23 protein-coding genes are annotated in these 25,930 nt (G+C 71.0%); 7 read left to right on the top strand and 16 right to left on the bottom strand.

Annotated elements, in window-relative coordinates:
- Positions 1-120 precede the first annotated feature (120 nt).
- Genes ACFWVV_RS05835 through ACFWVV_RS05820 form a run of 4 tightly spaced genes read left to right on the top strand, consistent with a single transcriptional unit; the run spans position 121 to position 3,663 of the window.
- Positions 121-1,128, top strand: coding sequence for an ABC transporter ATP-binding protein (locus ACFWVV_RS05835; RefSeq protein ID WP_384343127.1), 1,008 nt, complete (start codon positions 121-123; stop codon positions 1,126-1,128).
- Positions 1,118-2,020 (top strand): ABC transporter permease, encoded by a 903-nt coding sequence (locus ACFWVV_RS05830; protein WP_384343128.1) that lies wholly within the window; start codon positions 1,118-1,120, stop codon positions 2,018-2,020. The genes ACFWVV_RS05835 and ACFWVV_RS05830 overlap by 11 nt, the downstream gene beginning before the upstream one ends.
- On the top strand, positions 2,017-2,928 hold the full coding sequence (locus ACFWVV_RS05825) for an ABC transporter ATP-binding protein (RefSeq protein ID WP_384343130.1): 912 nt from the start codon (positions 2,017-2,019) through the stop codon (positions 2,926-2,928). The genes ACFWVV_RS05830 and ACFWVV_RS05825 overlap by 4 nt, the downstream gene beginning before the upstream one ends.
- 15 nt (positions 2,929-2,943) lie before the next feature.
- On the top strand, positions 2,944-3,663 hold the full coding sequence (locus ACFWVV_RS05820) for an ABC transporter permease subunit (RefSeq protein WP_384343132.1): 720 nt from the start codon (positions 2,944-2,946) through the stop codon (positions 3,661-3,663).
- A 225-nt stretch (positions 3,664-3,888) separates the two neighbouring features.
- Here ACFWVV_RS05820 and ACFWVV_RS05815 read toward each other — a convergent pair whose 3' ends face one another.
- The 11 genes from ACFWVV_RS05815 to ACFWVV_RS05765 all read right to left on the bottom strand — a co-directional run bounded on the left by ACFWVV_RS05815 (position 3,889) and on the right by ACFWVV_RS05765 (position 16,651).
- On the bottom strand, positions 3,889-5,157 hold the full coding sequence (locus ACFWVV_RS05815) for a CynX/NimT family MFS transporter (RefSeq protein ID WP_384343134.1): 1,269 nt from the start codon (positions 5,155-5,157) through the stop codon (positions 3,889-3,891).
- A 143-nt stretch (positions 5,158-5,300) separates the two neighbouring features.
- The gene (locus tag ACFWVV_RS05810; protein ID WP_384343136.1) at positions 5,301-5,975 is read right to left on the bottom strand and encodes a FadR/GntR family transcriptional regulator; all 675 of its coding nucleotides are present in this window, start codon (positions 5,973-5,975) and stop codon (positions 5,301-5,303) included.
- Between the two features lie 198 nt (positions 5,976-6,173).
- A complete protein-coding gene (locus ACFWVV_RS05805; RefSeq protein WP_384343138.1) occupies positions 6,174-7,031 on the bottom strand; it encodes an HAD family hydrolase in 858 nt (285 codons plus the stop codon).
- Positions 7,028-8,305 (bottom strand): serine--tRNA ligase, encoded by a 1,278-nt coding sequence (serS, locus tag ACFWVV_RS05800; RefSeq protein WP_384343141.1) that lies wholly within the window; start codon positions 8,303-8,305, stop codon positions 7,028-7,030. Before serS ends, ACFWVV_RS05805 begins: the two co-directional genes overlap by 4 nt.
- A gap of 568 nt (positions 8,306-8,873) precedes the next feature.
- The gene (gene pheA / locus ACFWVV_RS05795) at positions 8,874-9,809 is read right to left on the bottom strand and encodes a prephenate dehydratase (RefSeq protein WP_384343144.1); all 936 of its coding nucleotides are present in this window, start codon (positions 9,807-9,809) and stop codon (positions 8,874-8,876) included.
- Positions 9,810-9,994: 185 nt separating this feature from the next.
- Positions 9,995-11,218, bottom strand: coding sequence for an iron uptake transporter deferrochelatase/peroxidase subunit (gene efeB / locus ACFWVV_RS05790; RefSeq protein ID WP_384343588.1), 1,224 nt, complete (start codon positions 11,216-11,218; stop codon positions 9,995-9,997).
- A gap of 215 nt (positions 11,219-11,433) precedes the next feature.
- Positions 11,434-13,602, bottom strand: coding sequence for a copper resistance protein CopC (locus tag ACFWVV_RS05785; protein ID WP_384343147.1), 2,169 nt, complete (start codon positions 13,600-13,602; stop codon positions 11,434-11,436).
- A gap of 17 nt (positions 13,603-13,619) precedes the next feature.
- Positions 13,620-14,165 (bottom strand): copper chaperone PCu(A)C, encoded by a 546-nt coding sequence (locus tag ACFWVV_RS05780; RefSeq protein WP_384343150.1) that lies wholly within the window; start codon positions 14,163-14,165, stop codon positions 13,620-13,622.
- The gene (locus ACFWVV_RS05775) at positions 14,162-14,821 is read right to left on the bottom strand and encodes an SCO family protein (protein WP_384343153.1); all 660 of its coding nucleotides are present in this window, start codon (positions 14,819-14,821) and stop codon (positions 14,162-14,164) included. Before ACFWVV_RS05775 ends, ACFWVV_RS05780 begins: the two co-directional genes overlap by 4 nt.
- Before the next feature lie 27 nt (positions 14,822-14,848).
- The gene (locus ACFWVV_RS05770; RefSeq protein ID WP_384343156.1) at positions 14,849-15,646 is read right to left on the bottom strand and encodes a YcnI family protein; all 798 of its coding nucleotides are present in this window, start codon (positions 15,644-15,646) and stop codon (positions 14,849-14,851) included.
- 120 nt (positions 15,647-15,766) lie between these two features.
- Entirely contained in the window at positions 15,767-16,651 is an 885-nt protein-coding gene (locus ACFWVV_RS05765) for a hypothetical protein (protein ID WP_384343158.1), read from the bottom strand.
- Positions 16,652-16,901: 250 nt separating this feature from the next.
- On the opposite strand from ACFWVV_RS05765, the gene ACFWVV_RS05760 reads away from it, so the two are divergent.
- Positions 16,902-17,363 carry an ATP-binding protein gene (locus ACFWVV_RS05760; RefSeq protein WP_384343161.1) on the top strand — a complete coding sequence of 154 codons (462 nt, stop codon included), beginning with the start codon at positions 16,902-16,904 and terminating at the stop codon, positions 17,361-17,363.
- Between the two features lie 39 nt (positions 17,364-17,402).
- Here the strand turns inward: ACFWVV_RS05760 and ACFWVV_RS05755 are convergent, their stop codons facing one another.
- Entirely contained in the window at positions 17,403-18,893 is a 1,491-nt protein-coding gene (locus ACFWVV_RS05755; RefSeq protein WP_384343164.1) for an aminopeptidase P family protein, read from the bottom strand.
- A gap of 107 nt (positions 18,894-19,000) precedes the next feature.
- Entirely contained in the window at positions 19,001-20,347 is a 1,347-nt protein-coding gene (locus ACFWVV_RS05750) for a PP2C family protein-serine/threonine phosphatase (protein ID WP_384343168.1), read from the bottom strand.
- A gap of 638 nt (positions 20,348-20,985) precedes the next feature.
- On the opposite strand from ACFWVV_RS05750, the gene ACFWVV_RS05745 reads away from it, so the two are divergent.
- Both ACFWVV_RS05745 and ACFWVV_RS05740 read left to right on the top strand, forming a co-directional pair.
- Positions 20,986-21,672, top strand: coding sequence for a bifunctional DNA primase/polymerase (locus tag ACFWVV_RS05745; protein ID WP_384343171.1), 687 nt, complete (start codon positions 20,986-20,988; stop codon positions 21,670-21,672).
- A 304-nt stretch (positions 21,673-21,976) separates the two neighbouring features.
- The gene (locus tag ACFWVV_RS05740; RefSeq protein ID WP_384343173.1) at positions 21,977-22,573 is read left to right on the top strand and encodes a hypothetical protein; all 597 of its coding nucleotides are present in this window, start codon (positions 21,977-21,979) and stop codon (positions 22,571-22,573) included.
- Between the two features lie 351 nt (positions 22,574-22,924).
- Here ACFWVV_RS05740 and ACFWVV_RS05735 read toward each other — a convergent pair whose 3' ends face one another.
- The 3 genes from ACFWVV_RS05735 to ACFWVV_RS05725 all read right to left on the bottom strand — a co-directional run bounded on the left by ACFWVV_RS05735 (position 22,925) and on the right by ACFWVV_RS05725 (position 25,690).
- Positions 22,925-23,893, bottom strand: coding sequence for a DUF5926 family protein (locus ACFWVV_RS05735; RefSeq protein ID WP_384343176.1), 969 nt, complete (start codon positions 23,891-23,893; stop codon positions 22,925-22,927).
- Between the two features lie 302 nt (positions 23,894-24,195).
- On the bottom strand, positions 24,196-24,804 hold the full coding sequence (locus tag ACFWVV_RS05730; RefSeq protein ID WP_384343591.1) for an ATP-binding protein: 609 nt from the start codon (positions 24,802-24,804) through the stop codon (positions 24,196-24,198).
- Positions 24,805-24,850: 46 nt separating this feature from the next.
- Entirely contained in the window at positions 24,851-25,690 is an 840-nt protein-coding gene (locus ACFWVV_RS05725; RefSeq protein ID WP_384343178.1) for a glycerophosphodiester phosphodiesterase, read from the bottom strand.
- Between the last annotated feature and the right edge of the window lie 240 nt (positions 25,691-25,930).

The raw sequence follows: 25,930 nt of genomic DNA, 5'->3' as shown, positions 1-25,930 counted from the left end.
AGGGGCCCTCGTATGCGAGGTGAAGATGCTCCGGAGCGATCGGCATCTAGAAAGGCTACCGGTGAACCGCTGGTGCAGGACGTAATTTCATGCGAAAGCCTCAGCAAGCGGTTCCCCCGGGTGACCGCGCTTGACCGGCTCTCCTTGGACATCGGGCCCGGCGTGACCGGCCTCGTGGGTGCCAACGGAGCCGGCAAGTCAACCTTGATCAAGATCCTGCTGGGCCTGTCCCCCGCCACGGAGGGCCGGGCCGCGGTGCTCGGCCTCGACGTCGCCACGAGCGGCGCCGAGATCCGCGAGCGCGTGGGATACATGCCCGAGCACGACTGTTTGCCGCCGGATGTCTCGGCCACCGAATTCGTCGTCCACATGGCGCGCATGTCCGGGCTGCCCGCCACCGCTGCCCGCGAGCGCACGGCCGACACACTGCGACACGTCGGTCTGTACGAGGAGCGCTACCGCCCCATCGGCGGCTACTCGACCGGTATGAAGCAGCGGGTGAAGTTGGCCCAGGCGTTGGTCCACGACCCGCAGCTGGTCCTCCTCGACGAACCGACCAACGGCCTCGACCCGGTCGGCCGCGACGAGATGCTCGGCCTGATCCGCCGGGTGTACACCGACTTCGGGATCTCGGTCCTGGTCACCTCGCACCTCCTGGGCGAGCTGGAGCGCACCTGCGACCACGTCGTCGTCATCGACGGCGGCGCGCTGCTGCGGTCCAGTTCGACCAGTGACTTCACCCAGACCACCACGACCCTCGCGGTCGAGGTCACCGACTCCGAGACCCACCCCGACGGCACACGCGCGTTGCGCGAGGCGCTCACCGTGGCCGGCGCGAAACTGCACGCAGCCGAGGAGCAGGGGCTGCCGGGTGCCGGTCACATCCTCCTCGTCGAGGGCGAGGGCGAGGCCACGTACGACCTGGTGCGCGACACGGTCGCCGACCTCGGCATCGGCCTGGTCCGGATGGAACAGCGGCGCCACCACATCGCCGAGGTCTTCCGCACCGAACAGCAGCCGCAGCAGCAGCCCCAGCAGGGCCAGTCCCCGCTCGGACAGTCACAGCAGGGCCAACCCCAGGAATCCCAGTTCGTCCCGCAGAAGGGAGGCGGCCACGATGGCAACTGAGCTCACTCCGCCGGGCGCCGACCCGACGCGCATCCACAACATCGGCTACCGCAAGTACGACGGTCAGCGGCTCGGCCGCTCCTACGCGCGCCGGTCGCTCTACTCGCAGTCCCTGCGCGGTGCCTTCGGCCTCGGCCGCAGCGCCAAGTCCAAGGTGCTGCCGATGATCCTCTTCGCGGTGATGTGCCTGCCCGCGGGCATCATCGTCGCGGTCGCCGTCGCGACCAAGATGAAGGACCTCCCCCTCGAGTACACCCGGTACGCGATCGTCACCCAGGCGATCATCGGGCTGTACCTCGCCGCGCAGGCACCCCAGTCCGTCTCCCGCGACCTGCGGTTCAAGACGGTCCCGCTGTACTTCTCCCGCCCCATCGAGCGGACGGACTACGTGCTCGCGAAGTACGCGGCGATGGCCTCGGCGCTCTTCATCCTCACCGGGGTGCCGGTCGTGATCCTCTACATCGGCTCGCTCCTCGCGGAACTCGACTTCGCCACCCAGACGAAGGGATTCGCACAGGGGATGGTGTCCGTGGCCCTGCTGTCCGTCCTGTTCGCCGGTCTCGGCCTGGTGATGGCCGCGCTGACCCCGCGCCGCGGTTTTGGTGTCGCCGCCGTTATCGCCCTGCTGACCATTTCGTACGGTGCGGTCTCCACCGTCCAGGCCATCGCCTGGGACCGGGGTGTGGAGGGCGCGGTCTCCTGGCTCGGCCTCTTTTCGCCCATCACCCTCATTGACGGCGTCCAGACCGCCTTCCTCGGCGCCACCTCCGCCTTCCCCGGGGCACACGGCCCCGGGTCCGGGGCCGGCGCGGTCTATCTGCTGGTCGTCCTCGTGCTCATCGCCGGTTCGTACGCCGTCCTGATGCGCCGCTACCGGAAGGTCGGGCTGTGACCACGATCGACATCACCAAGGCTTCCCGCTGGTTCGGGAACGTGGTCGCGGTCAACGACGTGACCATGAGCATCGGCCCCGGCGTGACCGGCCTTCTCGGCCCCAACGGCGCCGGCAAATCCACCCTGATCAACATGATGGGCGGCTTCCTCGCTCCTTCGAACGGCACCGTCACCCTCGACGGCAAGCCGATCTGGCGCAACGAGAGCATCTACCGGGAGGTCGGCGTCGTCCCCGAGCGGGAGTCGATGTACGACTTCCTCACGGGGCGCGAATTCGTCGTCGCGAACGCCGAGTTGCACGGCCTGGACGACGCCGCCGCGCAAACCGCGCTCGCCACAGTCGAGATGGAGTACGCCCAGGACCGCAAGATCGCCACGTACAGCAAGGGCATGCGCCAGCGCGTGAAGATGGCGTCCGCCCTGGTGCACAACCCGTCGGTGCTGCTGCTCGACGAGCCGTTCAACGGCATGGACCCACGCCAGCGCATGCAGCTGATGGATCTGCTGCGCCGGATGGGCGCCGAGGGCCGCACCGTGCTGTTCTCCTCGCACATCCTGGAGGAGGTCGAGCAGCTCGCCTCGCACATCGAGGTGATCGTCGCCGGACGGCACGCGGCCTCCGGCGACTTCCGCAAGATCCGCCGGCTGATGACGGACCGCCCGCACCGCTACCTCGTGCGCTCCAGCGACGACCGTGCGCTGGCCGCCGCGCTGATCGCCGACGCCTCCACCGCCGGCATCGAACTGGACTACACGGAACGGGCCCTGCGCATCCAGGCCGTCGACTTCGGCCGCTTCACCGAGCTGCTCCCGCAGGTCGCCCGCGCGCACGGCATCCGCCTGCTCACGGTGCAGCCCTCCGACGAGTCCCTCGAATCGGTCTTCTCCTACCTCGTCACGGCCTGAAAGGAGCTTGCTGCGATGTACGAACCCACAGTCGCCCGGCTCACCTACCGGGCCCTCCTCGGCCGCCGCCGCGCCGCCATCCTCCTCGTCCTGCCCGCGCTGCTCATCCTCATCGCCGTCGCGGTGCGGGTGCTCGCCGGAGCGGACGACGGCGTCGCCAACGGGGTGCTGGGCGGATTCGCGCTGGCCACGATGGTGCCGCTGATCGGCGTCATCGCCGGCACGGGAGCGATCGGCCCGGAGATCGACGACGGCTCCATCGTCTATCTGCTGGCCAAGCCGGTGAAGCGGCCCACGATCATCTTCACCAAGCTGATCGTCGCCATCGCCGTCACCATGGCGTTCTCCGCGATTCCCACCCTCATCGCGGGCTTCATCCTCAACGGCAACGGCGGGCAGATCGCCATCGCCTACACGATCGCCGCTCTGGTCGCCTCCATCGCGTACAGCGCGCTCTTCCTCCTCCTCGGTACGGTCTCCCGGCACGCGGTCGTCTTCGGCCTGGTGTACGCGCTGGTGTGGGAGACACTGTTCGGCAGCCTGGTGCCGGGGGCGCGGACGCTGAGCGTCCAGCAGTGGGCCCTGTCGCTGGCCGAGAAGGTCGGTGCGCCCGGTGCCATCACCTCGGAGGTCTCCCTGCCCATGGCGGTGATCCTGCTGGTCGCGGTCACCGGGCTGGCCACCTGGTACGCGGGCCAGAAGCTGCGTTCGCTCACTCTTGCGGGTGATGAATAGCCGTTCGCGGCACATTTGGGAACAGGGAGCGCCCCCGGTTCGTATGTCACATACGAACCGGGGGCGCTTCTGTTTCCGGTGAGCGGATCGCGAGCTCTTCCGGCGACCGGATCGCGAGCGTTTCCGGTGACCGGATCGGCAGTGCTTCGGGTCAACGGGCCCCGAGCCCTCGGACCTTGATATCTGGACAGGGGAGAACCACCGGAGGGCAGAGCCGGGGGGGAGTCAGACCTTGCGGTCCCGGGCCGCGAAGAGGCCCACCACCAGAGCCGTTGCGCACACGCCCAGCATCAGGGCGATCGGCACCGTCCAGCTGCCGGTCACCTGGTACACGGCGCCCGCAGCCAGCGGACCCGCCGCGGCCAGCAGGTAGCCGATCGTCTGCGCCATCCCGGAAAGCCGGGCCGCCGTCACCGCATCACCGGACCGCAGCACGATCAGCGTCAGCGCCAGCCCCACGGCACCGCCCTGGCCGACGCCAAGGATGCCCGCCCAAAGCCAGGCCCCGGCCACCGGGGCGACCATCAGGCCGACGTAACCGGCCGCGACGAGGGAGGTGACCAGCACGATCAGCGGACGCTGACTGCGCATCCGCCCCGCGAGCAGCGGTACGGCGAAGGCGCCCGCGACCTGGATCAGGTTGTTGAAGGCGAAGACCACTCCAGCGGTGGAGCGGCTCATCCCGTGGTCGGTGAAGATCGTCGGCATCCAGGCGATCAGGACGTACGACCACAGCGACTGAAGACCCATGAAGAGGGTGACCTGCCAGGCCAGCCGCGAGCGCCAGACGCGCGTGGTGCCGCCGGCCGCCGTGGCAGGAGCGACGCGGTGCTCGTGCCCGGTCCGGCCGCGGGTGATCAGTACCTGGGGCAGCCAGGCGACCGCCGCCACGGCGGCCAGCAGCGACCAGAACGCCAGCGATGCCTCCCAGCTCCCGCCGAACGCCTTCTCCAGCGGTACTGAGGTGGCGGCCACGAGGGTGGCGCCCGTGATCATCGAGCCGGTGTAGACGGAGGTCATCGACGCGGCCCGGTCCGGGAAGTCCCGCTTGATCAGCCCCGGCATCAGCACATTGAGGAGGGATATCGCGACACCGATCAGCAGACCGCCGCCGTACAGTGCGGCCGCGGCGGGCAGGACCCGCACCAGGATGCCCACTCCCAGCAGCAACAGAGCGGACAGCAGCACCCGCTCGGTGCCGAAGCGGCGGCCGAGCCACGGGGCGACCATCGCACCGATACCGAGAAAGAGCACCGGCACGGACGTCACGAGGCTGGTGGCCGTGGAGGACAGCCCGAAGCTCTCGCTGATCTCGCCGACCAGCGGGGAGACGCTCGCCAGTGCCGCGCGCATGTTGAGGGAGGCCAGCACGATGCCGACCATCAGCAGAACGGGATGCGCCAGCAACGCCCGCCGCGCGGCGACTCCTTGGGGCGAGGGCCGGACGTCGGCCTCGGCGTCCAGCAGGAGTTGATCGGCATCCGGGCGTGACAAGGCAAGCACCTTTCGAAACGGGAACGAGAACTGGGGGGAGGAACGACGGGGAGGAACGAGAACGGGGGGAGGAACGAGAACGGGGGGGAACGAGAACGGGGTGAAGCGAACGCAGGGGCGCGAACGGAGGGGGCAGCGCGGAGTCAGCGGCCCAGAAGCGCGCGGATCACATCGATCGGCACCTGGAGGAGCGCCCGCGCGGCCTGTTCCGCCGCCGCGGGATCGCCGCTCTCCACCGCGTCGACCAGGGCGGAGTGCGCCGCCAGGTCGATGGGCGGCATCTCGTGGTCGCCGAGCGATGTGACCAGGGACTCGTGCACCTGGGCGGAGAAGAACCGGTAGACCTCGGTGAAGGCCGCGTTGTGGGTGGCCGCCACGACGCCGCGGTGGAAGTCGAGGTCGGCGTCGGCGGCCCGGTCGCCCTGCTCGTGCAGGGCGGCGAGCGCGGCGCGCAGGGCTCGCAGGTCGTCCTCGTCCCGGCGTACGGCGGCCAGCCGGGCGGCCTCCGCCTCCAGGGCCACTCGCAGTTCCAGCACGTCCAGGGCGCCGGCGTGCCGCATGCCGCGCAGCACGGCCGCGGGGTCGGCGGTCGAGCGGACGAAGGTGCCGTTGCCCTGCCGGGACTCCAGCAGCCCTGCGTGCACCAGTACCCGTACCGCCTCGCGCACCGTATTACGGCCGACGCCGAGCTGGTCGGCGAGGACGTGCTCGGTGGGGATGCGGTCGCCGACGGACCATTCGCCCTCCGTGAGCTGGTCGCGGAGCTGCTCCACGACGGTGTCCACCAGGGATTTCCGTCCTGCTGCCTGGAGTGCCATGGAGAGGGTTCCGCTTCCGTGAGGGTCTGGACCGGGCACGAATTCACCCGGTTGCCCAGTCATCCTACAACTGCTCGGAAGATAGGTGTACGCGGCCTCTATTCCGGCCGCCAAGCGAAACGGGCCCGCCAGGCGAAATGGGGGTGGGGCCGCACCTTTCGGCGCGGCCCCACCCTCACTGCCCCTGATCCCGGGGGATCAGGGCGTGAGCAGGTTCTCCAGGACCACGGCGATGCCGTCGTCCTGGTTGGACGCGGTGATCTCGTCCGCGACGGCCTTCAGGGAGTCGTGCGCGTTCGCCATCGCCACCCCGTGGCCGGCCCAGGCGAACATCGGGAGGTCGTTCGGCATGTCACCGAAAGCGATCGTCTCCGCGGCCTTGATCCGTAGCCGGCGTGCCGCCAGCGAGAGCCCGGTCGCCTTGCTCAGGCCCAGTGGCAGGAGTTCCACGACACCTTCGCCGGCCATGACCACGTCCACCAGGCTGCCGACCGTCTGCCGGGAGACCTTGGCGAGGTCGTCGTCGGAGAGTCCGGGGTGCTGGATGTAGAGCTTGGTCAGCGGTGCCGCCCATACCTCGGCGGGGTCGGTGAACGGCACGTACGGCAGCGGCCCCTCCTGCACCCGGTAGCCGGGGCCGATCAGGACCGCGCCGTCCAGGCCGTCCCGGCTGGCGGCCAGCGCCAGCGGGCCGATCTCGGCCTCGATCTTGGACAGTGCGAGGCCGGCCAGCTGGCGGTCCAGCGTGACCGAGGTCAGCAGCCGCCGCTCGCCCGCGTGGTAGACCTGCGCGCCCTGCCCGCACACCGCGAGTCCCTCGTAGCCGAGGTCTTCGAAGATGTGCTTCGTCCAGGCCACGGAGCGCCCGGTCACCACGATGTGGGCGGCGCCCGCCGCGGTGGCCGCGTCGAGTGCGTCGCGCGTGCGCCGGGAGACGGTCTCGTCGCCGCGCAGCAGCGTGCCGTCGAGATCGGTCGCGATCAGCCGGTACGGAAACGCCGGGGGCGCGTCCGTGCCTTCGGGGGCGCCGGAGGCGTCGGGGACGGTCGCGCTCACTTGGCGATCGGCTCCAGCACTTCACGGCCGCCGAGGAACGGACGCAGCATGTCGGGGACGCGCACCGAACCGTCGGGCAGCTGGTGGTTCTCCAGGATGGCCACGATCGTGCGCGGCACCGCGCACAGCGTGCCGTTCAGCGTCGACAGGGGCTGGACCTTCTTGCCGTCGCGCATCCGGACCGAGAGGCGGCGGGCCTGGAAGCCGTCGCAGTTCGACGCCGACGTCAGCTCGCGGTACTTGCCCTGCGTCGGGATCCACGCCTCGCAGTCGAACTTCCGCGAAGCCGAGGAGCCGAGGTCGCCGGTGGCCACATCGATCACCTGGAACGGCAGCTCAAGACCGGTCAGCCACTGCTTCTCCCACTCCAGCAGACGCCGGTGCTCGGCCTCGGCGTCCTCCGGGTTCACGTAGGAGAACATCTCGACCTTGTCGAACTGGTGCACCCGGAAGATGCCCCGGGTGTCCTTGCCGTACGTACCGGCCTCGCGGCGGAAGCACGGCGAGAAGCCCGCGTACCGCAGCGGCAGCTTGTCCGCGTCGATGATCTCGTCCATGTGGTACGCGGCGAGCGGGACCTCGGAGGTGCCGACCAGGTAGTAGTCGTCCTTCTCCAGGTGGTAGACGTTCTCCGCGGCCTGGCCGAGGAAGCCGGTGCCCTCCATGGCGCGTGGGCGGACCAGCGCGGGGGTGAGCATGGGGATGAAGCCGGCCTCGGTGGCCTGCGCGATCGCCGCGTTGACCAGGGCGAGCTCCAGCAGCGCGCCGACGCCCGTCAGGTAGTAGAAGCGCGAGCCCGACACCTTGGCGCCGCGCTCGACGTCGATGGCACCCAGCGCCTCGCCGAGCTCCAGGTGGTCCTTGGGTGCGAAGCCTTCGGCGGCGAAGTCACGGATCGTGCCGTGCGTCTCCAGGACGACGAAGTCCTCCTCGCCGCCCACCGGCACCTCGGTGTGCACGATGTTGCCGAGCTGGAGCAGCAGGCGCTGCGCTTCGTCGGCGGCCTCGTTCTGCTCGGCGTCCGCGGCCTTCACCGCGGCGGAGAGTTCGCCGGTGCGCTTGAGCAGCTCGGCCTTCTCGTCGCCGGAGGCCTTGGGGATGAGCTTGCCGAGCGTCTTCTGCTCGTTGCGGAGTTCGTCGAAGCGGACGGCGGACGACCTGCGCCGCTCGTCGGCGGAGAGCAGGGCGTCGACGAGCGCGACGTCCTCTCCACGGGCGCGCTGGGAGGCGCGAACACGGTCGGGGTCCTCACGGAGCAGGCGAAGGTCAATCACCCCACCAGGCTACCGGTGCCTGCTTCCGGCACTCGACCCGTTATCGCGGCGACCTCTCGGTTGACCGTATTGCCGGAATTGGGAATACGGTGCGACGGATGCGGGTGGGACGCCGTGCACCCCGTCGCCCGGGATTGTTCTGTCAATCAAATGGGGCGCAATACCCCGGAACGGGGCAGCGTGGAGGCGCTCCTTTGACTCGTCTCCCTTGTGCCGGGCGGGAGTTGAGAGACGTTGTCCACAGGGGGGCGCACTTCGGAAAAGTTATCCACAGGGTGTGCGAAAGAACTGTGGATGCCGGAATGGATCATTCCGAAAGATGCAAGCAGGGCGGGGTAATCGCTCGCCAAACCACCCTCACGCACTCGTTCGAGTGGGAATTGCCCTCTCGAAAGAGTTGATCAAGGTGATTGAGCTGACACGGCCCGGCCTGTCGCCCTGTGGAGGGATGGGTAGCCAGTGGGGCGATTTGTCGACCATGTCGCATTGTGTTGTCGACTTGTCCCCAAGCAGAACCGGCACCCTGTGGATAACTCTGTGGAAACCCGGGGCGGCTTGCGGCAGCGGCTCAGGCCCGCCCGTCCTGACACCGCGCCAGCCAGTCCGACGCCTCCATGAACTCCCGGTCCGACGTCCCGTGCCGCAGTTCCGGCACGTCCTCGGCCGCCACCCCGGCCCGCGGGTACGACCCCAGAAACCGCACCTTCGGCGCGATCCGCTTCAGTCCCATCAGCGCCTCGCCCACCCGCCGGTCCGCGATGTGGCCCTCCGCGTCCACCGCGAAGCAGTAGTTCCCGATGCCCGCTCCGGTCGGCCGTGACTGGATGAGCATCAGGTTCACCCCGCGTACCGCGAACTCCTGAAGCAGCTCCAGCAGCGCGCCGGGACGGTCGGGGCCCAGCCAGATCACCACCGACGTCTTGTCCGCCCCCGTCGGCGCGGCCGGCCGGGCCGGGCGGCCCACCAGGACGAAGCGGGTCTGCGCATTCACCGCGTCGTGGATGTCGGTGACCAGCGGCTCCAGGCCGTAGGTCGCCGCCGCGAACTCGCCCGCGAAGGCGGCGTCGTACCGCCCCTCCTGCACCAGCCGTGCCCCGTCCGCGTTGGAGGCGGACGACTCCCACATCACATCCGGCAGATTCGTCTTCATCCAGTTGCGGACCTGCGGCTGGGCGGCCGGGTGGGCGGTGACGGTCTTGATGTCGGTCAGCTTGGTGCCCGGCCGCACCAGCAGCGCGAAGCGGATCGACAGCAGCACCTCGCGGTAGATCATCAGCGGCTCGCCCGAGGTCAGCGCGTCGAGCGTGGCGGTGATGCCACCCTCGACGGAGTTCTCGATCGGCACCAGGGCCGCCGCCGCCTCCCCGCTGCGTACCGCGTCCAGCGCGGCGGGCACCGACACCATGGGGGCGAGCTCACGAGTGGCTGCTTCGGGAAGAGTGCGGAGGGCGACCTCGGTGAAGGTGCCTTCGGGGCCGAGATAGGCGTAGCGCGTGGCTGACATACGGTCACCCTAGTAGCCCGTACGAGCGGCCCACCCGGTGTCTCAGGACCGTACGAGCGACCCGCCCCGTGTCTCAGGACCACCGGGTGCCCCAAGGCGCCCGTCGGGCCCGGGTTCCCCAAGGCCCCCGCCCGGCCAGGGTGCCAGGGCGCCCGCCCGGCCCGGGTGCCGTCCCAGGCAGCGGACTATCCCTCCAGCAGCCGCTGTCCCACGTACTCGCCCTTCTCGGCTCCGCCCGGTACCGCGAACAGGCCGCTCGCCTCGTGGCGGATGAACTTCGACAACGCGTCCCCCCGGTCGAGCTTGCGCTGCACAGGCACGAAGCCGCGCAGCGGATCCGCCTGCCAGCAGATGAACAGCAGCCCGGCGTCCGGCACGCCGTCCGCGGAGATCCCGTCGTGGTACGAGAACGGACGGCGCAGCATCGCCGCCCCGTTGTTCTGTTCGGGCGCCGAGATCCGGGCATGGGCGTCGGCGGCGATGACCAGCCGACCGTTCGGGCCGACCTTGTCGAGGGCCGGCTCGGTGTTCTCATTGCCGCCGGTCAGCGGGGAGCCGTCCTTCTTGTGCCGTCCGATGACCTGTTCCTGCTCGTCCCGGGGCAGCTGCTCCCAGTCGTCGAGGAGCATGCGGATACGCCGTACGACCGCGTACGAGCCGCCCGCCATCCACGCCGGGTCACCGCTCTCCGGGACGAAGATCCGCCGGTCGAAGTCGGGCTCCGAAGGCTTCGGGTTGCCGGTGCCGTCGACCTGGCCCATCAGATTGCGCGCCGTCATGGGCGACGCCGTCGCGCCGGGTGAGCGGTTGAAGCCGTTCATCTGCCAGCGCACCCTGGCCGCCTCGCCGGCCTCCTTCTGGACGGCACGCAGGGCGTGGAAGGCGACCAGCGCGTCGTCGGAGCCGATCTGTACCCACAGATCCCCGTTGCTGCGCCGGGCGTCGAGCTGGTCGGAGGAGAAGTCAGGCAGGGGGTCCAGGGCCTCCGGGCGCTGAGCCACCAGGCCCGTGCGGTCGAAGAAGGTCCGGCCGAAACCGAAGGTCAGGGTGAGCGAGGAGGGGCCCGCGTCGTACGCGACGCCGGTGTCCGTACCGGCCGCCGGCCTGCCCGCCATCAGCTGTTCGGCCAGCTTCGACCAGCGGCGCAGCAGCGTCATGGCCTCCTTGCGGCCGGATCCGGGTGCCAGGTCGAAGGCGATGAGGTGGCCGCGGGCCTGGAGGGGCGTGGTGATCCCGGCCTGATGTTTCCCGTGAAACATCGCCGAGGTCGAGCCGACTGTTGTCAGGGCGGTGGGCCCCTCGTCGTCGGAGGAGACCGCGGCCCAGCCCCCCGCCCCGCCCGCCGCACCGAGGACGAGCCCGGCGGCACCGGCCGCACCCGCCGTGCCCAGCAGCCGGCGCCGCGAGATCTCCGAGGCCCCCGGGGAGCCATCCGCACCACCGGTACCGGCACCCGTCCGGGAGTCGCCACCCGGACGGGCACCGGTACCCGAGCGGGCACCGGCACCCGAGCGGGCACCGGCACCCGAGCGGGCACCGGCACCCGAGCCGTTGCCCGAGGAACGGCCGGAAGGCCGGGACGCCTTGGACGAAGAGGAGGAGGGAGAGGTCTCGGTCACGCCGGTCAGCCGATCTTCACGTTCTTGTTCACGGTCACTTGGTCGATGTCGGAGGTGCGGATCGTCACGTCGAGCTTCCAGGTCCCGGCCATCGGGATCTGCACTCCGCGCGCACTCCAGTGTCCGGGTGCCAGCTTGTCGGGCACGACGGGCAGCGGGCCGATCTGCTTCTCCTCGTTGGTGAGGGCGACCTTCAGCTCGGGTGCGTCCACCGGCTTGCGCGCGCTCGACTCGGCCCACACGTGCAGAGTGTTGCTCCCGGTGCGGCCGGGTGTGAGCTGTACGCGGAGGGTGCCCTGGCCGTTCTCGCCGCCGGTGTCGAACGGGATGCTGAGATCCACGGGCCGGTCGGGCACGGCGGGTGCGGCGGAGTTGCCCCGGCCCGCTTCCTTGAGCTCGGTGCGTCCCGGCTCGGTGCTGGTCAGGACGGTGGTGACGCCGAGCAGCAGCACCGCGACCCCGGCCTCCAGGAAGACGGAGCGGCGCAGTGCCGTCCGCTGGGGGTCGGCGTCGCGGATGCGCTTGGTGCGCGCGGTGTTCATGGCGGCCTGCTGCCGGGCCAGCTGCGCGGCCCGCTTCGGGTCCTCGGGCACGGTGACCGGCCGCGGTGCGTCACCGGCGGCCCGTGCCTCCCGTACGGCGGCGGCCTCGCTCTCCGCGGCCGGTCCTTCCGCGGCGGGTCCTTCCGCGGCCAATCCCTCCGCCAGCCGTGCGGTCCACCGGCGCGAATACCAGGCGGCGCCGACCATGACCGCGACCAGCGCGATCTTCGCGAGCAGCAGCTGCCCGTAGGCGGTGTCGAAGAGCGCGGTCCAGGAGCCGACCTGTCGCCAGGACTGGTAGGTGCCGGTCACCACGAGCACGGCGACGCAGCCGAAGGCGAAGCGGGAGAAGTTCCGTACCGCGGCGCGCTCCAGCGACGGCGAGCGGTGGAGTGCGACGAGCAGGGCGGCGAGCCCGCCGAGCCAGCCGGCCGCCGCCAGCATGTGGAGCACGTCGACGGGCATCGCGATGCCCGGCTGCAGGCCGGTCGAGGCGTGCTCGGACATCGCCCAGGTCGCGGCCATGCCCGCCGCGACGACCCCGCCGCCGAGGGCGAGGCCGAAGGTGAGGTCCTTGCGCGAGGAGTCCTCGTCGTCGGGCTCACCTTCGGTGTCGGTGTAGGCGCGGGTTCCGGTGGGAGCGTCGTCGTCGGCGGCCTTGCGCGCGTACGCCCCGAAGAGCACGGCCACGAAGAGGGCGGCCGCCCCGAGGAGCAGCAGCCGCGACACCAGCGCGGCCCCGGTCTTCGTCGTCAGCACGGCCTTGAGCGCGGCCAGGTCGAAGAGGTCCGACAGTTGTCCTGAGCCGGTGTACGGAGCCCTGAGCAGCAGCATCAGGAGGGTGGCCGCCGCCAGCACCAGCCAGCCGCGCACCACCAGCCGTTGCATCGGGCGTTCGGCGGCGCCCCGCCGCCAGCACGCCAGGACGAAGGCGGCGCCGCCGACCAGCACGATGAACCCGGCGTACGCGGCGTATCGCGCGATGCCGTAGAGCACCCCGACGGGTCCCTGACCGGCCTGCTGGGAAGGCAGCGCGACGCTGCTCTTCGACGGGGCGCCGATGGAGAAGGTGAAAGCCCCCGAGATCGGGTGGCTGTCCGCGGAGACGGCCTGCCAGGCGACGGTGTACGTGCCGTCGGGGAGGCCTCCGTGCAGCGCGATGCCGTACTGGATGACGTTTCCGCTGCACAGGTCGAGCGTCTCGCCGGTGTCCGCGCGCTTGCCGCTGGGGTCCAGGACCCGGATGGCGTCGTCGCCGAGCGCGATCTGCTCGGAGAAGTTGAGGGTGACGTTCTTGGGGGCGGTGGCGAGCACCGCCCCGTCCTTCGGGTTGCTGTCGGTGAGCGCGGCGTGCGCGGCCGCGGGGGTGGCCCCCGCGAGCAGTGCGAGCAGCGCGCCGAGCAGCACGGCGGCGGCGAGCAGGGCGCGCGCGGCCGGAGCCGGGGCGACCGGAATCCCGACGGCCGGGGCCGCCGTGACCCGGGCGGGCCGTACCAGGGCCGTGGTGCCCAGGGCCGTGGTGCCCCGGGCCGTGGCGACCCGGGCCCGTGCGGCCTGGGCCGTGGTGACCCGGCCCGGTGCGGCCGTGTGGCGCGCGGCCGGAGTCCGAAGGTGCGGGGCGGTGTCCGTCATGGTGTGCGCTCAGCCCCTCAGTGGTGCTGCTGCGGGTTGTGGGTGGCGGCTTCGACCGGCATGTCGACCTTGACCGTGCCGGACTTCTCGAAGTGCAGCTCGACGGCGATCCGGTCGCCCTTCTTCGGCTTCTTCTTCACGTCGAGGAACATGACGTGGTTCCCGCCGCGCTTGAGGGCGAGCGTGCCGTTCGCGGGGACGTCGAAGGACTGCACCTGCCGCATCTTGCCGCCCGTCGTCTCGTGGATCTCCGCCTTGCCGGCGAAAGCGGTGGCGGTGACGGAGGTCAGCTTGTCGGCGACGGAGCCGCTGTTCTTCACGGTGAGGAAGCCGCCGGCCATGTCGTCCATGGCGGGTTCCGGAATGAAGGCCCCGGTGACGGCGAGCTGCGGCTTGCCGTTGCCGGCGTCGGCGGCCCCGGTGGTCTTCGCGACCGCCGGCTTGCCGGTCGTGTCGCCGCCGCAGCCGGTGAGGGCGAGCGAGCCGGCGAGGGCTATGGCGGCGAGTGAGGTGATGCGGGTAGCGCGGATGATGCGGGTGGTGCGGATGGTGCGGTGGTTCACGGGGTTTCTCCCTTGACGATCTTCGGGAGATCGGCGATGTAGTCCTCGGGGGTGGCTTCGTCGGTGTACAGCACGTAGCCCGCGTCGGTCTTCGGCGAGAACGCGATGACCTGCTTGCTGTGCATGGACGTGACGACGCCCTTCTTGTCCGTGGTGGACGGCTCGATGCTGACGCCGATCTGGCGCGCGCCTGCCTGGATGGTGGGGAAGTCGCCGGTCAGCCCGATGAAGTCGGGGCTGCCCGCGCCCTTGAGCCACTTGCCGAGTTCCTTGGGAGTGTCCCGCTTCGGGTCGGTCGTCACGAAGACGACCTGGAGCTTCTCCTGGTCGGCCTTCGGCAGCTTCTTGTACGCGACGGCGATGTTGCTCATGGTCAGCGGGCACACGTCGGGGCACTTGGTGTAGCCGAAGTAGATCAGCGTCGGCTTGCCCTTGGTGGCTTCCCGCAGGTCGTAGCTCTTGCCGTGGGTGTCGGTGAGGACGAGGTTCGGCTTTGTGTACGGCCGGTCGAGAACCGTCGCCGCCTTGGCCTTGGTGGGCGTGGAGACCGCGGCGGCCGAGCCGCCCTCCTTGGCGGTGTCGCCGCCGCACGCGGACAGGGTGAGCGCGGCCGCGGCGGTGAGAGCCGCCGCGACCAGCACGTTCTTCTTGCGCATGGAAATCCTGAGCTTCGAGGGGGTGGGTCAGGCGGCGCGGCGGCGGCCGGCGAGAACGCCGAAAGCCACACCCGCGACACCCACGATGATGCCTACGACGGCCAGGACACGGGCGGTGGTGTCACTGCTGTCGGCCGCGGCGACGGTCTTCGTGCCCTGGTCCGAGGCGGCCTTGCCGTCGGCCCCGGCAGGCTTGTCCTTGGCTGCGGTGTCCTTGGCCGCACCGTGGCCGTCGCCCGCCGGTGCCGTCAGCTTGAGGACGGGAGCCGGGTTCTGCGGCTCCTCCGCGCCCTCCTTGGGCGTCTCGATCCAGCGCACGACTTCCTTGTTGTCGTAGCTCTGGATCGCCTTCAGTACGAGTTCGTCGGTGTCCTCGGGAAGCTGGCCGAGCGAGAGCGGGAACTGCTGGAACTCACCCGGGCCGATCTTGCCGCCGGTCCAGGTGATCTTCTCGACGGCTTCCTTGATCTCCTTGCCGTGCACCTTCAGCGGCTTGTCCAGCTTGGCCTTGGTGACCTCGGCGGTCCAGCCGGGCACGGGCTGCGGCATCACGGAGGTGAGCGGGTGGTCCTTCACCGGGAAGGTCACTTCGAGCTTCACGGTCGAGGCGTTGTCGCGCTCGTTGGGGACCTTGACGTTGACGGTGGCGTAACCGCCCTTGGCGGCCGGGCCGACGGGCTGCACGCTGACGTGCGCGAAGGCGGGGCCGGCGAGCAGCGCCACGGAGGCGGCGGAGGCCGCCCCGACGGCGGCGATACGGGACAGCCGCGCGGTGCGGGACGTACGGGCGGCAGGGGAGGTACGGGCGATACGTGAAGCGTTCATGACTGTGAACCCCACAGAGGCAGAAGCGAATTGGGTGAGGGGTGCGCCGCGCGAGGGCGGGGCGCACCGGATCCGCGACCCGCTCCGTCTCCGTACACGGGTACGGGGGTGGGGGTCGCGTCAGGCGGCGAGGGAGTACGCCGACGCGGGCGGGCCGCGCCTGATCACCGAATGCTGGAGGCCGTCCTCGTCCGTGCGCTCGGGAACGAGGAAGGGGGCGGGCACCGCCCGGGGGCCGCACGCGGGCGTCCCCGGAAGTCCGGCGAGCAGGGCGCGTACGAGCGAGAGCGCGGCGCGCAGCGACCCCATGAGCGCCCCCGCCGCGACTTCCTGGGCGCGGAACGCCGAGAGCACGCCGAGCCGCCGCAGCGCGAGATCACCGCGGCGCAGCAGCCACCCGGTGGCGAGCGCGGCGAGCAGATGACCGAGCAGCATGGGGAGGCTGGGGACCAGCGAATGCAGACAGTCGGCGGCCGCGGAGGCGCCGTCCTGTCCACCGCCCGCACCCCAGACGTCGTAGACGTCGTACGACGAAGAGGCCGGAGGTCCGGAGGGCAGGGCGTGCCCCCCGTGGCCGTTCGCCGAAGGGCCCGCACCGGCTGTGGCCAGTACGTCCCGGGCGCCGGCGGCGCTCATCCCCGCACCGCCGCCGCACATCAGCTGGGCGGCGAGCGCGCCAACCGCCCCCTGGTCACCGCCGGACACGGTGCCCGCGTGCTGCTGGCCGAGGCCGAACACGGCGTGCAGCCCGAGCTGTCCCGCGGTCAGCGCGAAGGTGATGGAGGGCAGTGAGCGGATCCGCCCGGCCAGCGGCGCGGCCAGCGCGAACACCGCGGCGAAGGCCACCGCGAGCGTCCACCCGGGCACGGTCGCCGTCGACCCCAGCACGTGCCCGGTCGCGGACAGCACGACGCAGACCGCGGTGAAGACCGCGGCCCTCGCGAGCCGCGCGGCGGCTCGGGTGCGTGCGTCGCGCGGGGCGACCGGCAGGACGGGCTGGGACATGGCGCAGACATCATCGCACTGCGGCCCCCTCGGGGACCCGGCAGGTCCACAACCTCCCGATGGTCCGATACGTCGCGGAAGTCGGCCCGCTCCACCGGCCGTGACGGAGACGGGAAACCGGCCCTCCTACACCGGCGCACGGGGAGCGCACATCCGCCGAATGGGCGCTCTCGCACCGATTGCGGGCTTACCCACCGCCCCGAGCGGCAATACGTAGTCGTATGTCGAGCCGCAGCCTGGAGGCTGGAGCATGAGCATCTGGTGGTCACTCCACTTGCGGCGCGAAGCCGCGAGCGTTCCGCTCGCCCGCCGCCATCTGCTCGGCGCCATGGAGACCGCCGGGGTCGACCCGGACGTCTCCTACGACCTGTCGGTCGCGCTCAGCGAGGCCTGTGCGAACGCGGTGGAGCACGGCGGGGACGACGCCGAGGGCCCGCACTCCGCGGAGTACGAGGTGACGGCGTACCTGGACGGCGAGAAGTGCCGCATCGAGGTCACCGACTCGGGGCCCGGTTTCCCCGCCGTACGCCGCAGGGGTACTCCGGTGCCCCGTGCCGCCCACACCCGGGAGAGCGGCAGAGGCCTCTGTCTGATCGAGCAGCTCGCCGACCACGTCCACTTCCGCAACCGGCCGCGGCCGGGGCACGGCGCGGTGGTCACGTTCGACAAGATCCTGAAATGGCGCGAGGGCGCGCTGCTCCGGGCGACCTGACCCCGGGCGGCGCACCCTCCACGCCTCGGCTCCGCAGTGCTACTTGGCGGCCTTGGTGGCGGCCATCCACGCTTCGACCTCGTCGGAGCGGCGCGGCAGCGCGGCCGACATGTTCAGGTTGCCGTCCTCGGTGACCAGGATGTCGTCCTCGATCCGGACGCCGATGCCCCGGTACTCCTCGGGCACGGTCAGGTCGTCGGCCTGGAAGTACAGACCGGGCTCCACGGTCAGGCAGACGCCCGGCTCCAGCGTGCCGTTGACGTACGCCTCGGTGCGCGCGGCGGCGCAGTCGTGCACGTCGAGGCCGAGCATGTGGCCGGTGCCGTGCAGGGTCCAGCGGCGCTGCAGGCCGAGCTCCAGGACGCGGTCGACCGGGCCCTCGACGAGGCCCCACTCGACGAGCTTCTCGGCGAGCACGCGCTGCGAGGCATCGTGGAAGTCGCGGTACGCGGCACCCGGCTTGACCGCCGCGATGCCGGCCTCCTGGGCCTCGTACACCGCGTCGTAGATCTTCTTCTGGAGCGGCGAGAAGGTGCCGTTGATCGGCAGCGTGCGGGTGACGTCGGCGGTGTAGAGGGTGTGGGTCTCCACGCCGGCGTCGAGCAGCAGCAGGTCGCCGGAGCGCACGTCGCCGTCGTTGCGCACCCAGTGCAGGGTGGTGGCGTGGGGTCCTGCGGCGCAGATCGAGCCGTAGCCGATGTCGTTGCCCTCGACGCGGGCGCGCAGGAAGAACGTGCCCTCCAGGTAGCGCTCGGAGGTCGCCTCGGCCTTGTCGAGGACCTTCACGACGTCCTCGAAGCCGCGCACGGTGGAGTCGACGGCCTTCTGCAGCTCGCCGATCTCGAACTCGTCCTTCACCACGCGTGCCTCGGAGAGGTAGACGCGCAGCTCCTCGTCGGCCTCGGCGGTGGTCTTGTCGGTGAGAGCGGCCTCGATGCCCGCGTCGTGCCCGCGCACGGTGCGCACGCGGCCCGTGGCCTCGCGCAGCGCACCGGGCAGCTCGCGGACGTCCTTGGCGGGCAGCCCGAGCAGCTGCTCGGCCTCGCCGAGGGAGTGCCGGCGGCCCACCCACAGCTCGCCCTGGCCGCTGAGCCAGAACTCGCCGTTCTCCCGGTTGGAGCGCGGCAGCAGGTAGATCGTCGCGTCGTGGCCGGTCGCGGTCGGCTCCAGGACCAGGACGCCGTCCTCGGTCTGGTTGCCGGTCAGGTACACGTACTCGGTGGAGGCGCGGAAGGCGTACTCGGTGTCGTTCGAGCGGGTCTTGAGGTTGCCCGCGGGGATCACCAGGCGCTCGCCGGGGAATCGGGCGGAGAGCGCGGCGCGGCGGGCCGCGGTGTGCGAGGCCTGCGCGATCGGCTTCAGGTCGCGCAGCTCGGTGTCGGCCCAGCCGGACTTCATGTTCTCGGCGAGCTCGTCGGACACGCCCGGGTACAGCCCGTTCTTGCGCTGCTTGGGCGTTTCCTCGTCCGCACCCTCGGCGGCCTCGGCATCCACGGCTTCCGGGGTCTCCGGCTTGAGCTCCTCAGACACGGCACGTCTCCTCATACGACACAGGGCCAGGGGTTTCCCGCCTCCTGGCCTTCCATCGTATGTCCGTGCGCACGACGGGTCCCCGGCCTGTGGACAACTGTGAGAAATCAGTCGAAGCGTGCCGCGAGCAGCACGATGTCCGCTGCCGGGTCCCCGGTGTCCGGGCCGTCCGGGAGCATCGTCCGCAGGATGTGGTCGGCGATCGCCCCGGGGTCCTCCCGGGCTGCCTTCGGCACGCCCGCCGCAGCCGCGTGCAGCCGTGCGAAGGCCCGGTCCATGGGATCGCGGGTCCGGCGCAGCAGTCCCTCGGTGTAGAGCAGCACGCTCTCGCCGGGCTCCGGAGCGATCTCCGCGCTGGGCGCCTCCCAGCAGGACAGCATGCCCAGCGGTGCGGACAGCGTGGTCTCCGCGTACTCGGTCCTGCGCGCGCCGACGATCAGCGGCGGGCAGTGGCCCGCACCGGAGAGGAGGATCTTCCGCTTGGCCGGTTCGCAGTACGCCAGCAGTGCAGTGGCCGATCTGGCCGGTTCGGTCAGCCGCATCAGCAGCTCCAGGTCGGACAGGACGGCGACCGGGTCCTCGCCCTCCATCACGGCGTACGCCCGCAGGCTCGCCCGCAGCCGCCCCATGGCGGCCGTCGCGCCGGGGCCCGAGCCGGTGACCGAGCCGACGGTCAGCCCGAGTGCCCCTTCGGGCAGGGGCAGCGCGTCGTACCAGTCGCCGCCGCCGTGCGGCCCGGCGTGGTGGCGCACCGCCATCCGTACGCCGGTCACCCGGGGAAGCCGGCTGGGCAGCAGCTCCTCGGTCAGCGCGGCCACGCGCGCGCGTGCCCGCTCCAGCTCGACGAGACGGGCCAGGTGTTCGGCCGCGTACCGGACGTAGAGCCCCACCAGATGGCGGCGGCGCTCCGGGGGCTCGGCCGGGTCGTCGTACAGCCAGACGACCGACCCGAGAGTCCCCGAGGGGCCGGTCAGGTCCAGGGCATAGCTGGCGGCGTACCCCACGCGGGCCGCGACCTCGCGGTGCAGCGGGTCGAGGTCCTCCTCGTGCAGCAGATCGGGGCTGGAGGCGAACAGATCCGGCCCCGGGGCCGGATCCTGGGGGTCGCCGTCCTCGGGCGTCCGGCGCGGCACCGTCTCCAGGTGGCCGAGTTCGGCATGCGTCAGGCCCAGTCCGACGGTGCTCGCGGGGCCGAGCCCGTCGGCGGGTTCGAGGGCGGCGAGACCGCGGCGGGCCCCGACGAGGGTGGCTCCGGCCTCCACCACCGCGTGCAGCGCTTCGTCCAGCGCACCGGTGCTCACCAGGCGTTCGGTGAGTTCGTGCAGGGTGGTGAGGTCGGAGACCCAGCCGGCCAGCCGGTCCTGGATCACCGCTCCCGCAGGCGCGGGAGTCTGCGCGGGAGACGGAACCAGAGGATCGATTCCAGCCACTTTCGGCACGTTCGGGGCGCTCATGTCAGCCGGCTTTCCACCTGGTGCGTTTCACTCAATAGCATCGCAAACCCCCATGTCATTCTGCGCCGCTATTAATGGGTCCACATCTACACGCACATGTGAGCCGATGTCCAGCATTGTCCTGGAGGGATTCGTGGTGTCCCTGGGGAATCAGGGGAATGCCAACTTGGCGTGAAAACGCGGTCCTCGATGGGCATTTGCGGTCGACTGAGGGGGATCGACAGCGCGTCATATCGACCGTGCTGGGTATCTGACTCGGTGATGACCGGGGGACTGCGGCCGCGCCGCCGTCGACCCGGAACCCGGCGGCGGGCGCAGGCGTCCTATCCGCTGTGGGCCCGGCACGGTTCCCGAGTCGGCGGGGAAGCACCAGGGAAAGTGCGACGGGTAGGACCAAGCACCACCACAAGCTCCGGCGACGTCCTGCGGGACGGGTAAGCGCCTCGTGCGCGCCACCCTCCGCCACGTTCCACGCCCGGCCCCGAGAGGCTGCCGTACCGCAGTCTGTTCAGTGCTTGTCCTGTTCGGTGCTCGTCCGTTCTGCTCAGTGGCTCGGCACGGCTTTTGTATGCGCAGTGAAGTGATGCACACATGGTGCGATGTGGACCTCGGCGTTCAACGGAAAGGAACGAGCGCTCATGCGCGAGATCCTCGGAAGGCGACGCAGGCTCCGGTTCCGGCGCAGCGAGCGGCCCGCCCCACCCGGTACGGCGCTGAACTGCGCCACCGTGTGGAAGTGGCCGGTGCTTCCCGGCGTCGGCCTGGCGACGGCCGGCGGCCGCTCCGGTGAGGACCGGAGCTGTGCCTGCCCCGACCCCGAGTGCGTGGTACCCGGCGCGCACCCCTACGACCCCGGGCTGCTCGCGGCCACCACCGACCCGCGCATGGTGCGCTGGTGGTGGGAGGCCCGCCCCGCGGCGCCGGTGCTGCTGGCCACCGGGGGCAACGCGCCCTGTGCGCTCAGCCTCCCGGCGCTGGCCGGTGCGCGGGCGCTGGTCGCGCTGGACCGGCTGGGGGTGCGGCTCGGCCCCGTCGTGGCGACCCCCACCCGGTGGGCGCTCCTGGTGGCCCCGTACTCCTTGGAGCGGCTCGGCGAGCTGCTGTACGCCAAGGACCGGGTGCCCTCCTCGCTGCGGTTCCACGGGGACGGCGGCTATCTGGTGCTGCCGACTTCGCAGACGGGCGCGGGAACGGTGCGCTGGGAGCGCGAGCCGGCCGTGGGCCGGGACGCTCTGCCGTGGCTGCCGGACGTCGAGACGGTGCTGGACGCCCTGGTGGTGGCGAGCACCGGGGCACCGGGCGGCGGGAGCAGGCTCACCTACTGAGCCGGCCCCCGGGTGCGTCGGCCCGGGGTCTGCACAGGCGGGAGCAGGTTCCCCCCGGGGTGCGCCGGCCGGGGTTTACACAGGTGCACTCGCGCATATGGTGCGGGTGGGCGCTCCGGGGGCTTCGGCGCACTCCTGGGGCGTTAACCGGCAAGTGGCGCTCACTCGTAAGGGTGTGAGACGGCGCGAGTTCCGGGGAATTGGGCGCGCAACCGACAAGATGCGCGCCGTCCGTCGATATCTTCGGTCCACCGTCACGAATTTCCCGGCAGCCGGCAGGTGGGCGCTCCCCTTGAATATCCGCATGATCGGGCTTTCCGCCGTCGTGGTGTTCACCGTTCTTCTGCCGTTCGCGGGTGCAGCGGCCGGCCCCGCGGATTCGAAGGGCGCCGCGACGGACCCTGCGGAGGCCGCGCCCGGCCCCGCAGCGGAGGCCGCGCCGGGGCGCGGACCGGGGGGCCGGACGGCGGACACGCCCGCCGGTGATCCCGGTCAGCCCCTGGGGCGCGTGCACGCGCGGTGCGGTCCCGAGGTGGTGTCCCCCGAGGGAGTCGAGGCGCAGACCTGTGTCCTGAAGCAGGGGCGCGACACCTGGGCCCGTACGTACTACCGGAACGCGACCGGTGCGGAGGTGGACGCCGTGCTCACCCTGATGGGGCCGGCCGGGCGCGCCGTACGGATGCACTGCGCGGTGGGCGCCGAGGACGAGCCGGGGCTGTGCGAGACCCCGCGCGAGGCCATGGCGGGCGTCGGAGGAGAGGCGTCCGGCGGGGAGCACCGGCGGCCGGGGGAGCACCGGCGGCCGGGGGAGTACACGGCTGTTTCGGAATTCGCGGGCCTCAAGGACGGTCCGCTGCTGTTGCGGTCCGGAAGCAACTCGGCCGACCCGGCCACCCGTTGACCGGCGTGTCGTCAGCCGTACCGGGCGGGGAAATGGAAAGACCCGGTCGCTGGCGACGGGGGATGCACCAGCGACCGGGCTCCTAGAACGGTAACAAGAGATCTGCTGTTCGCAAATTCGATCTCCTGTATTCAGACAGCAATTTACCAGCCAGTACGGGGAGTTGTGACCGGAGTCACCATGTCCCCTCCGTCCCGTTGTGCACTGTGCAACGGAGGCCGGTGAAAGGCCCTTCTTCAAGCCGTTCTTCGGCGTCCTTCCAGCCGAAAGAGTGGCCCGGCGGGTGGCGCGACGGGTGGCTGGAAGAACGCCGGTAGGGCTGTCGGGCCGACCGAAAGCGCGGCCGGAATGTCAGCTGAGGGTGACCTGGCGGTTGGTGAGGCCGCCGCGCGAGCGCCGCTCCTCGGCCGTCAGCGGGGCGTCCGAGGCGAGTGCCCCGGCCAGCCGCTCGGCGAACGCCGCGGCGGGCTTCTCGCACTGCTCGGCCGTCATCGCGCTCGGCAGGTCCCAGACCGGGACGACGATGCCGTGCGCACGGAACGAGCCGACCAGGCGGGTGCCCTCACCGAGTGAGCCCTCGCCGGCCGCCTGCAGCCGGGCGAGCGCGTCGAGGAGCTTCTCCTCGGGGTGCGGCATGGCCCACCGCAGGTGGTTCTTCTCCGGCGTCTCGCACCAGTACGCACAGTCCACACCGGTCAGCCGTACGGTCGGGATCGCGGCGGCGTTGGCCCGCTCCAGCGAGGCGGTGACCTCGGCGGAGGCGTTGTCGCTGTCCGGCACCCAGAACTCGAAACCGGTGTGCACGGTCGGCTCGAAGGGCGCGTCCGCATCCAGCAGATCCTGCAGGCGCGGGCCGTCGGCGGGGGCCTGCTCGGCGGCGACCGGGTTGCCGGGCTCGGCCTTCAGGGCGCGCTGCAGGGTGTGGGCCAGGTCCCGGCTCAGGTCGCCGGAGGGAGTGTCGTTCTGCAGGCCGAGGAGTACGGAGCCGTCCTCGCGGCGCAGGGCGGGCCACGCCATCGGCAGTACGGTTGCCAGCGTCACCGAGGGAACGCCGTCGGGCAGTCCGCCCTTGAGGGAGAGCGCGACGGTCGCCGCCGGGACCAGCTCGCGCAGCGCGACCCAGTCGCACTCGCCGGTCAGGCCCTCGAAGGGGCGTTGGGTCAGTTCGGTGACGGCGTGCGAGGCGGCCCGCCCGTGGCATGCCTTGTAGCGGCGGCCGGAACCGCACGGGCAGGGCTCGCGCGCCCCGACCACCGGCACGGGCTCGTTGCTGGCGGTCTGCGGCTTGGCGGACTTGGTCTGCGGGCGCTTCTTGGCCATGCGTGCTTCTCCCCTTGCGGCAGTGCGGTGTCGGCGCGAGCCTAGCCGCAATGGGGAGCCCGGCTTTCCGGGACGTTCACGGCCTTCGCGCCGCGCGGGCGCAGGGCGCTCATTCCTCAGCGGCACGCTGGGTTGACTGGCTGGTGGCTGGACTGGCTGGACTGGGTGGACTGGGTGCACTCGCGCCACGCGCGCGTAGGGCACTCGTCCCCCGCGCGCATACGGCCCTCGAACCAGCCGTGCGGTACGGCACTCGCGCCACGCGCGCGAAGTGTTGCTTCGCGCGCGTGGCGCGGTGACGGTCAGCCCAGATCGTCGAACGGGACCGCGAAGTCCAGCGTCGGCGGTGCGACGCGCGTAGCGAAATCGCTGTGCCGTGGGCTGTCGTCGAGCACCACCCACACCGTCACCTCGCCCGACGCGCCGTCGTCCCGCACGCCCCAGGTCTTGGCGAGCGCGCTGATGATGTTCAGCCCGCGTCCGCCGCGTGCGGTGACCGAGGGAGTGGCCGGAACCGGACGGGTCGGACCGCCACCGTCCGTCACTTCCACGGTCAGCCGCCCCGCCGGATCGACCCCCCAGGCGGCGCGGACGTCACCGTCGCCGACCTCTGCCGCTCCCAGTGGCCTGCCATGTCGGCAGGCGTTGCTCAGTAGTTCGGAAAGGACCAGAACTGCATCATCAACGACCGATTCGGACACCCCTTTTGTGCGCAACTCTGCACGCATCTGGTGTCTGGCCGCCCCCACGCCTGCAGGGCCATGCGGAATGGCCATGCATGACGACGTGGGCACCTCCTGTGCCTCCATCAACGCCACCCCCGAGACCTCCTTCGCCCCCACGCGAGGTGTGAATTCCCCAATGGCCTGGACCGGAAACCGGCCAAGCCCCGGCCAGTGGGGCACTCGTATCGATCGAATACGGTACGGATGCGCCGGAGCACTCCCTGTAACGGGTCTAAAGGCGTCCGAGTTGGGCAAGAACCTGTTTGGGGCGGTTGGTGATGATTGCCTCCACTCCGAGGCGGACGCACAGTTCGACGTCCTCCGGCTCGTTCACCGTCCACACGTGCACCTGGTGTCCCGCGCGGTGCAGCCGGGCGATGTAACCGGGGTGGTTGCGCACGATGCGCATGCCGGGACCCGCGATCCGGGCGCCGGCCGGGAGCCGCCCGTCGCGCAGCCGCGGCGTGACGAACTGCATCAGGTAGACCGTCGGAATGGCGGGAGCGACGAGGCTGACGCGGTGCAGGGAGCGGGCCGAGAAGCTCATGATCCGCACGGGCGCGGGCGTGCCGGGCTCCTTCGGCGGGCCGTCGAGTCCGAACCGCCGCAGCATCTCCAGCAGTCTCTGCTCCACCTGCCCGGCCCACCGGGTGGGGTGCTTGGTCTCGATGGCCAACTGAACCGGACGACCCGCGTCCGCGACCAGTTCGAGGAGCCGCTCCAGCGTCAGTACGGAGGTGAACTCGCCCGCCGCCCCCGCGTTCCCCCGCTCCGGGTCCCAGTCGGGGCTCTCGGCGCTCTCGTCACGGCCCTTCCAGGAGCCGAAGTCAAGGGCGGCCAGATCGGCCAGTTCGAGGGCGGAGACCGCGCCGCGCCCGTTGGACGTACGGTTCACCCGCCGGTCGTGCACACAGACGAGATGGCCGTCGGCGGTCAGCCGGACATCGCACTCCAGGGCGTCCGCCCCGTCCTCGATCGCCTTGCGGTACGCGGCGAGGGTGTGCTCGGGAGCGTCCTCGGAGGCTCCGCGGTGGGCGACTACCTGGATGTGCTGCTGTCGTGCGTGGGTCACCGCGACATGGTGTCACCGACACGGGGCAGGTGTACGCGAAGTGTCGTGGCGGGGGCCTGCGGGGAGGGCATCGCGGGGCCGTTCGGCCGCTGGGCGGGGGCCAGCGGATGCGTCCGTTTAGTCCGGAATAAAGGATGACGGGCAGACGCACAGGTCCCGCTTACAGTGCTCTGACGTGCCGTGGGAAAAGCTGAGTCACGACACTTGTACAACGCGGAACAACAGCCAGGACGACGTGGA

The organism is Streptomyces sp. NPDC058663 (assembly GCF_042716745.1).
Classification (GTDB): Bacteria; Actinomycetota; Actinomycetes; order Streptomycetales; family Streptomycetaceae; genus Streptomyces.
This window is presented reverse-complemented; position numbering and strand designations above follow the sequence as displayed.